This is a genomic window from Paenibacillus aceris (genome assembly GCF_017874035.1).
Taxonomy (GTDB): Bacteria; Bacillota; Bacilli; order Paenibacillales; family NBRC-103111; genus Paenibacillus_E; species Paenibacillus_E aceris.
In genome coordinates this window covers 312,783-325,874 of sequence record NZ_JAGGKV010000003.1, presented here as the reverse complement: position 1 = coordinate 325,874, position 13,092 = coordinate 312,783, and the positions used below count along the sequence as shown (strand labels likewise).

General features: G+C 49.7%; 12 protein-coding genes. 7 read left to right on the top strand and 5 right to left on the bottom strand.

Going from position 1 to position 13,092, the window contains the following annotated elements:
- Positions 1-272 precede the first annotated feature (272 nt).
- From J2Z65_RS08235 to J2Z65_RS08220, 4 genes are all read left to right on the top strand, one after another.
- Entirely contained in the window at positions 273-1,115 is an 843-nt protein-coding gene (locus tag J2Z65_RS08235; protein WP_167062130.1) for an ABC transporter ATP-binding protein, read from the top strand.
- 202 nt (positions 1,116-1,317) lie between these two features.
- Positions 1,318-1,995: an L-serine ammonia-lyase, iron-sulfur-dependent subunit beta gene (gene sdaAB, locus J2Z65_RS08230; RefSeq protein WP_167062799.1), complete on the top strand. Its 678-nt coding sequence runs from the start codon at positions 1,318-1,320 to the stop codon at positions 1,993-1,995.
- Position 1,996: 1 nt separating this feature from the next.
- Complete coding sequence (gene sdaAA, locus J2Z65_RS08225) at positions 1,997-2,881, top strand: L-serine ammonia-lyase, iron-sulfur-dependent, subunit alpha (protein WP_145666872.1); 885 nt, start codon at positions 1,997-1,999, stop codon at positions 2,879-2,881.
- 415 nt (positions 2,882-3,296) lie between these two features.
- Positions 3,297-4,067: a C40 family peptidase gene (locus J2Z65_RS08220; protein ID WP_167062127.1), complete on the top strand. Its 771-nt coding sequence runs from the start codon at positions 3,297-3,299 to the stop codon at positions 4,065-4,067.
- Between the two features lie 60 nt (positions 4,068-4,127).
- On the opposite strand, the gene J2Z65_RS08215 is transcribed toward J2Z65_RS08220, so the two are convergent.
- From J2Z65_RS08215 to J2Z65_RS08195, 5 genes are read right to left on the bottom strand one after another with little or no spacing between them, the layout of a single operon-like run.
- On the bottom strand, positions 4,128-5,060 hold the full coding sequence (locus J2Z65_RS08215) for a TauD/TfdA dioxygenase family protein (RefSeq protein ID WP_167062124.1): 933 nt from the start codon (positions 5,058-5,060) through the stop codon (positions 4,128-4,130).
- A gap of 17 nt (positions 5,061-5,077) precedes the next feature.
- Positions 5,078-6,439 (bottom strand): LLM class flavin-dependent oxidoreductase, encoded by a 1,362-nt coding sequence (locus J2Z65_RS08210; protein WP_167062120.1) that lies wholly within the window; start codon positions 6,437-6,439, stop codon positions 5,078-5,080.
- Between the two features lie 29 nt (positions 6,440-6,468).
- Positions 6,469-7,305 carry an ABC transporter permease gene (locus tag J2Z65_RS08205; protein WP_167062117.1) on the bottom strand — a complete coding sequence of 279 codons (837 nt, stop codon included), beginning with the start codon at positions 7,303-7,305 and terminating at the stop codon, positions 6,469-6,471.
- Positions 7,298-8,176, bottom strand: coding sequence for an ABC transporter ATP-binding protein (locus J2Z65_RS08200; protein WP_167062114.1), 879 nt, complete (start codon positions 8,174-8,176; stop codon positions 7,298-7,300). Before J2Z65_RS08200 ends, J2Z65_RS08205 begins: the two co-directional genes overlap by 8 nt.
- A gap of 21 nt (positions 8,177-8,197) precedes the next feature.
- The gene (locus tag J2Z65_RS08195; RefSeq protein WP_167062111.1) at positions 8,198-9,238 is read right to left on the bottom strand and encodes an ABC transporter substrate-binding protein; all 1,041 of its coding nucleotides are present in this window, start codon (positions 9,236-9,238) and stop codon (positions 8,198-8,200) included.
- Positions 9,239-9,454: 216 nt separating this feature from the next.
- Here J2Z65_RS08195 and J2Z65_RS08190 point away from each other — a divergent pair, with 216 nt between their 5' ends.
- From J2Z65_RS08190 to J2Z65_RS08180, 3 genes are all read left to right on the top strand, one after another.
- A complete protein-coding gene (locus J2Z65_RS08190; RefSeq protein ID WP_167062108.1) occupies positions 9,455-10,435 on the top strand; it encodes a helix-turn-helix domain-containing protein in 981 nt (326 codons plus the stop codon).
- An 87-nt stretch (positions 10,436-10,522) separates the two neighbouring features.
- Positions 10,523-12,577: a molybdopterin-containing oxidoreductase family protein gene (locus tag J2Z65_RS08185; protein ID WP_193581032.1), complete on the top strand. Its 2,055-nt coding sequence runs from the start codon at positions 10,523-10,525 to the stop codon at positions 12,575-12,577.
- A 109-nt stretch (positions 12,578-12,686) separates the two neighbouring features.
- Positions 12,687-12,929: a hypothetical protein gene (locus tag J2Z65_RS08180; protein ID WP_167062102.1), complete on the top strand. Its 243-nt coding sequence runs from the start codon at positions 12,687-12,689 to the stop codon at positions 12,927-12,929.
- Positions 12,930-13,092: the final 163 nt, after the last annotated feature.

The following is a 13,092-nucleotide window of genomic DNA, read 5'->3' as shown; positions in this document are numbered from 1 at the left end:
AAGGATTGAACCCGGCCGTCTAGGCTGGGTTTTTTTATTAGGGTGATGATTTCCAACGCAACCTGCATTTTCGATTTTGCCCGGAATGGATGAAATTGGAGCTTGCATTTTAATTTTTATTGAAAATGATTCTCAAAATCATTGACAATATTTTTCATCAACTATACACTTAGAACATAAAGTTCCGTTTCTAATTCAACTAACTAATCACATTGATGAGTATATGCAACGCATTCATTTCATTTATAAAGCCCAGGAAGGATTGATGACCGATGCACGCCATCGAGGCCCAACATTTAACGTTAACTTATGGAGATACCAGTATCTATGAAGATTTGGATATTGCCATCCCGAAAGGGAAGATCACCGTCTTTATCGGCAGCAACGGCTGCGGTAAATCTACGTTACTTCGTTCGCTGGCCAGGCTGCTCAAGCCTACTAATGGCAGCATCTTGTTAGACGGACAAGAAATCGCCAAGCTTCCGACGAAGGAAATTGCGAAACGCTTGTCCATTCTTCCTCAAGGACCTGTAGCCCCGGAAGGATTGACTGTGCTCCAGCTTGTGAAACAAGGCAGATACCCTTACCAGAGCTGGCTTCAGCAGTGGTCTGCAGAAGATGAAGAGATGGTGACGAAAGCGCTGAAAGCTACAAATATGCAGCAATATGCGGATCGTTCCGTGGACTCTTTATCGGGCGGGCAGAGACAAAGAGCTTGGATTGCCATGACTTTGGCGCAAGGAACGGATACGATTTTGCTCGACGAACCAACAACCTACCTGGACATGTCGCACCAAATTGAAGTGCTTGACCTGTTGTTCGAGTTGAATGCCGAGCAGCAGCGCAGCATCGTAATGGTCCTGCACGACATTAATCTTGCTTGTCGTTATGCCCATCACATCGTAGCTATTCATAATAAGAAGATCGCCATCCAAGGGAAGCCGGAAGATATCATCACCGAGGATACGATCCGCACTGTGTTTAATATGGACTGCCAAATTATCCAAGATCCGTTGTTTGGCACTCCGCTTTGCATCCCTTTCGGCAGGGGCAGGAAAGTTCGTGAGCAGGAGCAGGCCTTCGATATGAGGGAAGTAGAAGCGTTGACTGTATAAAGTTTTACATAAGGAACTAAAGCCTCTATGTGCGATTTAAGCGTATGGAGGCTTTTTATTTTGCCGATCGAATGAGACAGGTGCATACTTGGGAAAATAAGGACAAGATAAAAGACCTTGTCATTAGCGAAAGCGGTTCATACAATAGAAATATACAGCAATGATATTTAGCAATAACTTCATAAGATTGGGGAACTGCATGATGCGCTTTAAAGATGTATTTTCCATTATCGGACCTTCCATGATAGGTCCATCCAGCTCTCATACGGCGGGAGCCGTCCGTTTGGGACGTGTTGTCAGACAACTGCTCGGCGAGCAGCCGACGAAAGTCGAAATCACGCTCTATGGTTCATTTGCGGATACATACCGGGGGCATGGCACCGATTTGGCGCTTATTGGCGGCTTGCTCGATTTTGAAACGGATGATCCGCGGATTCCGAATGCAGCCGAAGAGGCCGAGGCTCGTGGGGTGGAGATCGCTTTTCTGACGAGTAAAGATAAAGCGGATCATCCGAACACCGTCAAATTTACCATTTCATCCGGCGCCAAAGAAGTGAGTATGACCGGGGCATCCATTGGGGGCGGCAACGTCGAGATTGTAAATGTGAATCAATTCGATGTGAAATTTACAGCGGTATATCCTACGTTAATTATTTCCCATCACGATCGTCCGGGTATGATTGCGGACATTACCACCTTGCTCGGGCGAAACCAAATCAATATCGGATTCATGGATTTGGATCGGAAAGGACGCGATCGGGAGGCGATGACCGTCATCGAAACGGACGTTCCGATTTCGGATGCATTGTTGGGGGAGCTTAATGCTTTAAGCATGATATTTGATATTAAAAGAGTGGATCTCGCAGAAAGAGGCGAATAAAATGAGATTCAGAACCTTAAAACAACTAACAGAGGTATGTGCCGCAGAAGGAATGACGATTGCGGAAGTCATGCTTGCAGATCAAAGCCAAGAATCGGGCAAGACGCCGGAATACGTGTTTGAAAAAATGCGGGCTTACTATCAAATTATGAAAGAGGCCGTGGCCAAAGGACTTACAGAAGATACGACATCCCGAAGCGGGCTGACGGGTAAGGATGCCCAGCGTGTTGCCAGCTATATGACAACGACAGAGGCTTCCTTAGGCGAGGAAGCTTGTAAAGCGATGGCATATGCGCTGGCCGTATCCGAAGTCAATGCTTCGATGGGGCGTATTATTGCTACGCCGACCGCGGGTTCCTGCGGTATTATTCCCGGTGTTTTCATCAGCAGCCAGCAGCGGTTCGGCTGGGATGATGATCATATGGTGAGAGGTTTGCTAAGTGCCGGTGCTATCGGCTACGTCATCGCGAACAATTCTTTTGTCTCTGGCGCGGAAGGCGGCTGCCAAGCGGAAGTCGGTTCCGCCATTGGGATGGCAGCGGGGGCGCTCGTTGAGCTTCGCGGGGGCACACCGGAGCAGGCGATGCATGCGGTTGGACTAGCGCTGAAGAACACGCTTGGGCTCATTTGCGACCCGGTCGGCGGACTGGTCGAAATTCCCTGCATCGTCCGCAATGGCTTCGGTGCTGTGAATGCGATGGCCGCAGCTGATATGGCGCTCGCCGGAGTCCGATCCGTCATCCCTTCGGATGAAGTCGTCCAGGTCATGTACGAGGTAGGAACCGCCATGCCCGAAAAGCATAGGGAAACTGCCAAAGGCGGCTTGGCCCAGACGCCAACTGGCCGGCAAATAATGAAGGAGCTCAATTTGGGCAAAAAGCGATAGATCAATTAAGTCCGCAGGGGGTTATAGTCTGCGGGCTTTTTATGTTTAGGGTCGAGTGGGAAAAGCCACGTCGCCCCTTAACCGAACTCCGCACTTCTTCCCGTGGCATAGTCCTCCTAGGTTGTACTTTTTACAACCATATGAGCCTAATTGTCAGGTTTGAGTGAGCTACATTGCACACTGTGCAACCATTTGACCTCTAAAGCTAGCATTTCAGCACATATCCTGCAATTTCGTTGTACTTTGTACAATGAAAGCGAGCCTTAACAGCCAAGGCTCCTCATAACGTTGCACTTATTACAACATCGGATACCCATCCCATCCAGCCCCACAGTAGTCCATCCCCTCCAACTCCAAGGTTTGTTTTCACAAAAAAATGGCATCCTAACTTCATCACATGCCAAGGAGTTTGATCATGCGCATAATAGTAATGAGCATCGCGATGGCTTCCATGCTTACACTGCTTCTCGGATGCTCGCACCAACCCAACCCAATCAAGCAGCTAAGCACGGGAGAACAGCAGATACTAATCCCAGAACGGGAGACAGATAACCGGATGTCAGACTGGAATTTGACCAGCAGTGATGCGGAACTGTACATCGGCGATTTAGGCGTGGAACAGTTCTACGCCCCGCAGCAAGTTAGGAGTTTGGCTGCACAAAGTAACAAGCAGACCCTCCTGCCTAACGGCTTCCCCTTAATCAAAGCCTCTCCCAACCCGGACATCCCTCCGAGAAAAGGCGGATACGTCGAGAACGTAATTGAGACGGCCAAAAGCTATCTCGGAACCCCTTATGTATACGGATCGGACCGTTTGGATCCAACGTCGTTTGACTGCTCGGATTTCACGCGTTGGGTATACCTGTCTGCGCTGAGGATGGATTTGCCTTGGGATGCGAAAAATCAGGCCGCATATGTAGAGGCCTTGTCGAAACGAAAATACACCGATCTCAAGCAGGCCAAGCGGGGAGATTTATTGTTCTTTACGAGCTTTCGGGGCAACCGGGCAGCTGATTATGTCAGTCTCGATCCCTCACAGAAAACGATTACCCACATGGGAATTTACTTGGGTGACGGTAAAATCATTCACTCTGCTTCCAAAAAAACAGGAGGCGTACGGATCGATCATATGTTTTTTAAACATCTGCAGTACCGCTTCGTTCTGGGGGGCAGTGTCCTGGAATAGCGGAAAAAGAAATGCCCCACAGCAGCCAATAAGGCGGCTTGCAGTGGGGCATTTCTTTTATTACGATCCGGTTTGGGCTAATGAATCATTAGGCTGCTTCTTTCGAGATACGCTTTGCCGGCCGTCGATGCTGACAGGAATATCGCCGTCAACCGTGACGCGGCGCACAATCCGGTGTTGATCGCCGTAGTCATTGATGGCGTAATGCTGCGTGGCCCGATTATCCCAGATCACGACATCACCGGCAGACCAGCGCCAGCGAACCGTGTTCTCAAGCTTTGTAATATGATTCTGCAACAAAGACAGCAGCTGGACCGAATCCGCTGAAGAAAGTCCAATGATTTTCTTTACGAAATGGCCGAGCAGCAAGCTGCGCTCACCGGTCTCAGGGTGTACGCGAACGATTGGATGCTCCGTCTCGTACACCGTGGATGCGAATACTTCCCGATGATGACGTTCCTTTTCGGCAGAAACTTGGGAACGCTGCGCGGCATAGTCGTAGTCGTTGCTGTGCAGCGCCCAAAGCTGATCCACCAGATTGCGCAGCTCAGCGGGCAAGTACTCATATGCTGCGGCTGTATTCGCCCAAACGGTATCGCCGCCTGAAGCCGGAACGACAACGGCGCGAAGAACGGAGGCCTGCGGATAGGCATCCACGAAGGTTACATCCGTGTGCCAGGAATCGGCGCGCCCGCCATGGGCTGAGTCAAGCTCAAGCACATAGGCTGTGCCTGACTTGATAGGGACCGTCGGATGAGCGACTGGCTCGCCTAATAAGCGGGCGAAAGCTTCCTGCCCCGCGTCATCCAACTGATGCTGCTCACGAAAGAAGAGGACCTTATGCTTGAGTAATGCTTCACGGATGACCCCGAGCGTATGAGCATCAAGATCAGCTTGAAGGCTCACGCCACTAACTTCTGCGCCGATTCTGCCTGCTACCGGCAAAATTTTAATGTTCCCAGGAAATGTCCCGATTTGTTCATTTGTACTCATAAAAAACCTCCTCAATTTTATTGGAATGCGCCGCTAACGGCACCGCTAGCGGCAGCAGTTGCATACTGATTAACTGGTCTTGGCAAACCTAGATGTCCGCGCAGTGTAGATCCTGAATATTCGGTTCTAAACAAGCCTCTGCGCTGCAGCTCCGGGATGACGAACTGGGCAAATTCTTCTAATCCGGCTGGTAAATAGGGCGGCATGACATTAAAGCCGTCGCTGCCTCCATGCAGGAACCATTCTTCGAGCTGATCGGCAATTTGGATGGGCGTACCGGCAAATGTGCGATGGCCGCGCCCGCCAGCCAGGCGATGAAGCAGCCCGCGAATGGTCAAGTTCTCGCGTTTGGCTAAATCAACGACAAGCTGGAAGCGGCTTTTATTGCCATTGATGTCGGACAAGCTGGGCAGTTCAGGCAGAGGCCCATCCAAAGGGTAAGAGAATAAATCGACGTTTAACATGTTGGATAACTGATTTAAACCATATTCAGGGACGGTTAATTCGTTTAATTCCTGCTCTTTTTCTTTGGCTTCCGATTCGGTTTTGCCGATGATCGGGCAGATGCCAGGCAATATTTTCAGCTGCTCCGGGGAACGGCCATAAGCTGCCAGTCTTTTTTTGACATCGGCATAAAACTGCTGCGCTTCCGCCAGCGTTTGCTGCGCGGTAAATATCGCTTCAGCATATTGTGCGGCAAATTCCTTGCCATCCTCGGAAGAACCAGCCTGCACAAGCACGGGATAGCCCTGCGGAGATCTGGGGATGTTCAAAGGTCCGCGCACTTTAAATGTATCGCTGATATGATTGATTTCCCTTACCTTGCTCCGATCGGCGAAAATACCTGATGTTCGATCAATAACTAACGCTTCGTCCTCCCAGCTGTCCCATAGGCTCGTTGTTACATCAAGGAACTCTTTAGCCCGTTCGTAGCGCTTGCTGTGCTCTAAATGAGCCTCTTTGCTAAAATTATGAGCTTCAAAAGAGCTCCCGGAAGTAACAATATTCCAGCCGGCGCGCCCCTTGCTGATGTGGTCCAGAGAGGCAAACTTTCGGGCAACATGAAAGGGTTCGTTGTACGTCGTGGAGACGGTGCCGATAAGTCCGATATGCTCCGTAACGGAGGCGAGTGCCGATAGCAATGTAAAAGGCTCTAGTCCTACAAACGCGCCGTGCTTAATATTTTGACTAACCGCGAGCCCATCCGCCAAAAAAAGGGAATCGAACTTCGCTTGCTCCGCAATTCGCGCGATCCGCTGAAAATACCGAATATCCGTAATATTCTCCGGTTCTGTATTCTTGTGCCGCCAAGATGCTTCATGATGTCCGGTATTCATAATAAATACATTCAAATGCAGCTGTCTTTTCGATTTACCCATGTGGAACTCACACACCCTTTTCAAATTTGTTATTCACTGTACGTTTGCTTCCAGCCTGTTAACCGTTTCTCCAATGTGACAAGCAGATAGTTAATGATTAAGCCAATGACCGAAATGGAAATGATGCCTGCATACATATTCGTAATTTGAAAGCTGTACTGCGCGTACTGAATTAAGTATCCAAGACCTGATTTTGCGCCTACCATTTCAGCGGCTACCAGGACAAGGATGGAGCTTGCGCCAGCCTGACGAATACCCACGAAAATAGTCGGAATAGCCGCTGGGATAATGACTTTGCGAAACAAACTTACAGGCGATAAGCCCATAGACCGTGCGGATTTGATTAAAAGAGGATCGACATTCTTCACGCCGCTGATGGTATTCAGCAGAAGCGGGAAGGCGCAAGCATACAGTACGATGGCAATCTTCGAGGTTTCACCAAGCCCAAGCAAAAGGATAAAGACAGGTAGGATGGCAAGAGCAGCCGTATTTCGCAGCAGTTCGAGCAGCGGGCTGAGGTATTCAGATACCGGCTTCCACCAACCGATGGCGAGGCCGAGCGGGATGCTGATGAGGATCGCCAGCGCAAAACCGCCCAGAGAACGCGATAAGCTTGCGATCGTATGTTCGGCAAGATCGCCTGAAAGGAGCAGTTGCCACCATGCAGCCGCAATTTCGGAGATCGGGGGGAAGAATGTAATGTCTACAAGCCCCAGGCGTGGTGCGAGCTCCCAAACGAATAACAAAACGACGATGACAATGGTATTCTTGAACAACTTTCTAAGCTTCGTTAAAGACCAACCGAAGGCTTGAATACTGCCTTTTTCTCGCAGAACCAAAGCTTTCCCGGCATTCATGCTAGCCATGGGCGATTCCCCCTTTTAACGATGATTTACTGGCATCGAAACTATCCAGCGTGTTGGCTTTTTCCTGCTCTTGGGCCTTCGATACTTCATCTTTCAACAGCTCCCATACTTCATGGCGCAGCTTGACGAAATCCGGGTTGGATCGCAGATCCTCTTCATTCCTTCGCGCCTGAAAAGGGATCTCAAGCACCTTCTTAATTCTTCCTGGACGAGAGGTCATCACAGCGACCCTCTGGCCTAAATAAACGGCTTCTTCAATACCATGGGTGATAAAAATGATCGTTTTCTTCGTAGCCTCCCAAATGCGCAGCAGCTCGCTTTGCAGCGTTTCACGGGTTTGTGCATCCAACGCCGCGAAGGGTTCATCCATCAGCAGCACCTCGGGATCGTAAGCCAAACTTCTCGCAATCGCGACCCGCTGCTTCATGCCTCCGGATATCTCATGCGGATATCGGTTTTCGAAGCCTTTTAGCCCGACCAGATGAATGAATTCCAATGCTTTTTCGCGACGTTCCTTGCGAGGGACGCCTTTGGCTTCCAAACCGAACTCCACATTGGCTAGCGAAGTTTTCCAGGGAAAGAGAGCGTACTGCTGAAACACGATGCCTCGATCCAGATTAGGTCCTGTAATGGCTTTGCCATCTAATAAAATCTGGCCGCTGCTGGGCTTCGTCAAGCCCGCAAGTAAGTCCAACAAGGTTGATTTACCGCAGCCGCTAGGCCCTACGATAACCATGAACTCACCTTGCTTCACATCCAAATTAATATCTTTCAGAGCAGATACAGGCTGCAAATCTTCCTTCAGATGCCCTAAATTTCTTTGGATTCGAAAAGTTTTCTGCACATGCTGAATGCTGATTTTCGTCGTCATTGAACTACCTCCCTATCTGACTCACTTTTTCTCATTGGCATATGGGTTAAATTCATTCGTGTACAAGCCTTGGAGCTTCAGTTGTCCGTCCTTAATGACGCCTTCATCGACAAGCCATTGAATCCAAGTACCGAACTCTTTGTCGGAGATGAGTCCGCCTTTCCCGGCAACGCCCGTACTTTTCCAAAACTTCACGGTGGAAGTATCCTCCTTTCTGCCACGTTCATTGATGATCTTCTCGAAACGGGCGACAACTTCTTCACGCGGCGTGGTGCGGGCCCATTCAATCGCTTTGGCGGTGGCTTCTACAAATTTTCGTGACGCATTGGGATTGGCCTTGATGAATTTGTCGGTCAGCACATAGCTGCCGGCGCTAAAAATGCCGAACAAGTCGGAATCCTTAAACAATGGATGAATACCTCCGCGCTCCAGCGCTTTGTCTCGCAGTACACCGCCAAGCGCAGCTACATCAATCTGCTCCGCGCGCAGCGTCTGCTCTGTCGTTACTGGCGGGACGACAACAAGCGTCACCTGCTTAATTTCCTCAGCCGTTAAACCGGCTCTGTGCAAATACTCTTTAATGACGAACTCGTGATGAGCACCGAGCGTATTTACAGCAATCTTTTTACCGATCAAATCTTTCGCGGTTTTAATAGGACTGCCGTCCAAAACGTAGTATCCCGTCCATGTGTTATCATCAACACCGTAGTAAGCAATAACGGGCTTAATCGGCGCTTTGGCTGATATCAATTTCACAATAGCTCCATTAAAAGCTCCGCCAAAATCGGTATCCCCGGTTACAACGGATTGAATATCCTGAGGCCCGCTGATCGTATTCCCGATAAACTTCAGCTTCAAGGGGGCCAGGTATCCCAAATCCTCGGCTAGTTCCGGAAAAGTAACGGAACCCACTCCGCCTTGATAGCGCAGCTCGGTGACTTCTGGTGTGCCGCCACTGGCGGAAACGGTCTGTAGTTTGCTGCCGCAGGCTGTTAATAGGAGTGTGCAAGCGATGAGTAGTGCGATGGCTTTCGTTAAGCTCTTTTGCCTTGAAAAGGTCATCTTCATTTCCCCCTAAGGATGATTTGATTGTTTCATTTGCGAACCAAATGCTCTCCAGAGGACTGGTCGTTAATTACATAATTCCTATAGACTTACTGTGTATTTGTTTCTATAATGAAATATAATCTCGACCCGGAAAACTGTCAATAAATTGGAAACACATGAACATGAATGACAATGAATGACCATATCGACCTAGGCAGGAGGCGGGAAATCATGTCCTTACAGCGATTCAATCTCATTTCTTTGCATGAAGCGATCGATTTGCTCGGTGTAAGCCGCTCAACCTTCGATAGATGGCGGAAATTGAAGCAGCTTCCTTATGTGAAAATAGGAAAAGAAATCTTAATTGATAAGGAGGAGCTGGAAAAGTGGGTTCGCCATCACGCTTCAGGTACAAACAATCCGGTGATTGCAGCAGGTGCGGCATCGATCCGCACACCTCAGGAGCAGTTGGCGATCAAGGTTGGTTATCAGAGCGGCACAGCCCATATGTGGACATCGCTCCTTATGAAGGAGCTCGGTTGGTTCGAAGAAGAACTCGCCTTAGCAAAGCCCGGACGCACGGTTCGTGTCGACTGGTTCGATGCCGCCAACGGGACTGTGCTTTTGCAGGGCTTGATCGGGGGAAGCATTCAGATTGCTTCTTTAGGCGATTTCTCGATTGTACTAAGTCAATCGCTAAGGCGGATGCTGCCTTCATTTCGACCTGTATTGCTAGCTTTTGACGGGAAAGCCTTGGCTCATTACCAGGGAATTGGTCAGATGTTTAATCAAGAGGGAATGGGGGAGGATTATTTAACCGGCGTTGTGGCAGAAGAGAATTGGCTGCATCATCATCAAGAGGATACGGTGGCTTATTTAAAAGCACATGTACGTGTGCATGCCTACATTCGAGATCAACCTCAAGCAGTTGTTGAGCTCATTGCCTGTGCCAAAGGGATTCCGGCAGAAATCATTGCTCGAATCCTAGGTAAGGTTAGATGGGATTCAGCATTTTATAAGAAGGATATGAAAGTTTTAGAACTGCTGCAGCAGGAGAATCCAGAATCAACGACGACCGTGATGGCACAGCCTTTTTCCAATGAGATCTGTTTCAAAATCCAATATTTACAAGAAGCGATTAAGGCGCTTCAACTGCCTCATCACAGCAATGATTTATTAGAAGGAGAGTGGGCGGATGAGCAGTTGTATTAACGGGCAAATGTTTCCCTTCCCGGCATTTCGGTATATAGTAAAGAGGTTGAAGTGATGGAAGGGAGCTAATAGCTGGTGCATACATCGATGATCGAGGAAGAAAATGGCATTTTCCCTGCAGTGTGCTCACTGGATTGTCCAGATCAATGCGGTCTGCTGCTTCATAAGGAAGCCGGCAAGATCGTTAAAATAGAGGGAGACCCCAACCACCCGGTGACACAAGGGGCGATTTGCAATAAAGTTCGTAACATGACAGCTCGGCTATATGATGATAAAAGGCTGCAGTATCCCATGAAACGCGTGGGCCCCAAAGGGGAGGGCAGCCGGTTTGAAAGAATTTCCTGGAGAGAAGCGATCGCAACGATCACAAGCCGATGGAAAAAGCTGATCGCAGAGGAAGGCGCCGAATCGATTCTGCCCTACAGCTTCTATGGCAATATGGGGCGGATTGGGACCGAAGGGATGGATCGCCGCTTCTTTAACCGGATGGGCGCCAGTCGGCTGCTTTATTCGATTTGCGAGTCGGCAGGAACCGAAGGCTACAAGTATACGATGGGAGGCAGCTTTGGCACCGATCCGGAGGATACTGTGCATGCTAAGCTCATCATCATGTGGGGAATCAATGCCGTCAGCACGAATATGCATCAGGTAATGCTGGCTGAGAAGGCACGCAAAAACGGTGCGCAAATCATCGTCATTGACGCGCACAAGAACCAAACCGGCCGCTGGGCGGACTGGTTTATTCCGATTCTGCCCGGAACGGATGCTGCGTTGGCGCTGGGAATCATGCATATTTTGTTTGCCGAAAATAGCGTGGATGAAGCCTTTTTGCAGCAGTATACGGTTGGCCATGAGGAGCTGCGGGAGCATGTTCGGCAGTATGAACCTTCTGTGGTATCTACTATCACGGGAGTTCCGGTAGAGGACCTCTACCGCTTAGCCCGACTGTACGGTCAGACATCGCCTTCTTTTATCCGAATCGGCAATGGAATTCAGCATCATGATAACGGCGGGATGTGCGTGCGGACGATTGCCTGCTTGCCCGCATTGACAGGGCAATGGCTGCGTCGCGGAGGCGGTGCCATCAAAGGGAATGGCGGCTACTTGGAACACAACATCCCTGCCTTGCAGCGGCCTGATTTACGGGAGAAGGATGCGCGGCAGATCAATATGAACTTACTCGGCAGCGCATTGCTGGAGTTGGATCCGCCTATCCGTTCGTTATACGTATATAACTCGAACCCGGCGTTAGTTGCCCCCCATGCCAATAAAGTGAGGGAAGGGCTTCAACGGGAGGATTTGTTTACGGTTGTGCATGATCTCTTTATGACCGAGACAGCGAAATATGCGGATATCGTGCTTCCGGCTACGTCTTCTTTTGAAAATACGGACTTCTACCGCTCCTATTGGCATCAGTACGTGCAGATTCAGCGTCCTGTCGTACGACCTTACGGCGAAAGCAAAGCGAATGTCGATGTGTTTCGTCTTCTTGCCGCAGAGATGGGCTACGAGGATGAAGCTTTGCAGGATTCCGATGAAGATTTGGTACGGCAAGCTTTGAATCATCCCGGCAATCCGGCGTTAGCGAACATTACCTATGAAAACCTGATTGAGAAACAGTTCATGAAGGCGGAGGTGAGGCCGCTGTTTCCGGGGGCATTGCGGACGCCGAGCGGCAAAATCGAGCTGCTCTCTCGTGAGATGGAGGAGAAAGGCTATCCGGCTCTGCCGACATATATTCCGCTTCACGATGAAGGCGACCTGCCTTTCCTGTTCATTCCCGCGCCGAATCATAACTTCCTGAATTCGACGTTTGCTCATAATGAGAAGCATATCCGCATGGAAAAAACGCCGAAACTTCACATGAATGAATCGGATGCTGCTGCATTAGGGGTCGCGAGTGGCGAAATGGTTCGCGTTTGGAATGATCGCGGTGAGTGTGAATTAACCGTAGCTGCGGGTTCTGACGTGCTGCCGGGCGTTGTTGTAAGCCAAGGGCTGTGGGCGGATTTGCCGGGGAGCGGGAGCAAAGCCTTGGTTAACGCGCTTACGCCGGATCGTGTAGCGGATATGGGCGGAGGGGCAACTTTTTTCTCCGGCCGTGTGAGAGTGGAAAAGCTGGAGAGGCCGGAGAAGCTGTAGAAGCTGTAGAAGCGTGAAGTCTACTCAGATGAAATGAACAGTAGTGTACTGAGCTGAGCTGAACCCATGGGCGCTTCCTCGCATAAAGTAATGCAGGAGGTGATGGCCGATGTCATTACAGCAAAAAGCATACGCCTGGATCGGCAGTCCGGTAGGTGTATCCCTCATGGACGGCACCGGTGCTTCGGGAATTTTGTGCAGTATACAAGGCGGGTCGATCTATCTGATCGAATACTTATACCATACACAATTTGCGACAAAACATTATGCGTTCAATCAAATACGGGACATTCTCCCGTTTCCGCAATGCCCGCAGCCGCAAGTGCTGTATCAATCAAAACCGATGTATTAGATTGTTGAAGGAGAAGTAAGCCGCCGATCCCCGTTGGATCGGTTTTTTTGTGGTTTGCGAGGTATGGGGTTACGAGCTTATTCTTTGCGATTTTATGGGAATGCGAGGTTGGATAGCACCTGTAAATCTTACGAAATTGCACGTAGGATAACGCCCCGTGAGT

What these genes read in the sequence shown, in the direction of transcription:
- J2Z65_RS08235 (WP_167062130.1), top strand. Translation starts at nt 273, where the DNA reads ATGCACGCCATCGAGGCCCAACATTTAACGTTAACTTATGGAGATACC.
- sdaAB (WP_167062799.1), top strand. Translation starts at nt 1,318, where the DNA reads ATGCGCTTTAAAGATGTATTTTCCATTATCGGACCTTCCATGATAGGT.
- sdaAA (WP_145666872.1), top strand. Translation starts at nt 1,997, where the DNA reads ATGAGATTCAGAACCTTAAAACAACTAACAGAGGTATGTGCCGCAGAA.
- J2Z65_RS08220 (WP_167062127.1), top strand. Translation starts at nt 3,297, where the DNA reads ATGCGCATAATAGTAATGAGCATCGCGATGGCTTCCATGCTTACACTG.
- J2Z65_RS08215 (WP_167062124.1), bottom strand. Translation starts at nt 5,060, where the DNA reads ATGAGTACAAATGAACAAATCGGGACATTTCCTGGGAACATTAAAATT.
- J2Z65_RS08210 (WP_167062120.1), bottom strand. Translation starts at nt 6,439, where the DNA reads ATGGGTAAATCGAAAAGACAGCTGCATTTGAATGTATTTATTATGAAT.
- J2Z65_RS08205 (WP_167062117.1), bottom strand. Translation starts at nt 7,305, where the DNA reads ATGGCTAGCATGAATGCCGGGAAAGCTTTGGTTCTGCGAGAAAAAGGC.
- J2Z65_RS08200 (WP_167062114.1), bottom strand. Translation starts at nt 8,176, where the DNA reads ATGACGACGAAAATCAGCATTCAGCATGTGCAGAAAACTTTTCGAATC.
- J2Z65_RS08195 (WP_167062111.1), bottom strand. Translation starts at nt 9,238, where the DNA reads ATGACCTTTTCAAGGCAAAAGAGCTTAACGAAAGCCATCGCACTACTC.
- J2Z65_RS08190 (WP_167062108.1), top strand. Translation starts at nt 9,455, where the DNA reads ATGTCCTTACAGCGATTCAATCTCATTTCTTTGCATGAAGCGATCGAT.
- J2Z65_RS08185 (WP_193581032.1), top strand. Translation starts at nt 10,523, where the DNA reads ATGATCGAGGAAGAAAATGGCATTTTCCCTGCAGTGTGCTCACTGGAT.
- J2Z65_RS08180 (WP_167062102.1), top strand. Translation starts at nt 12,687, where the DNA reads ATGTCATTACAGCAAAAAGCATACGCCTGGATCGGCAGTCCGGTAGGT.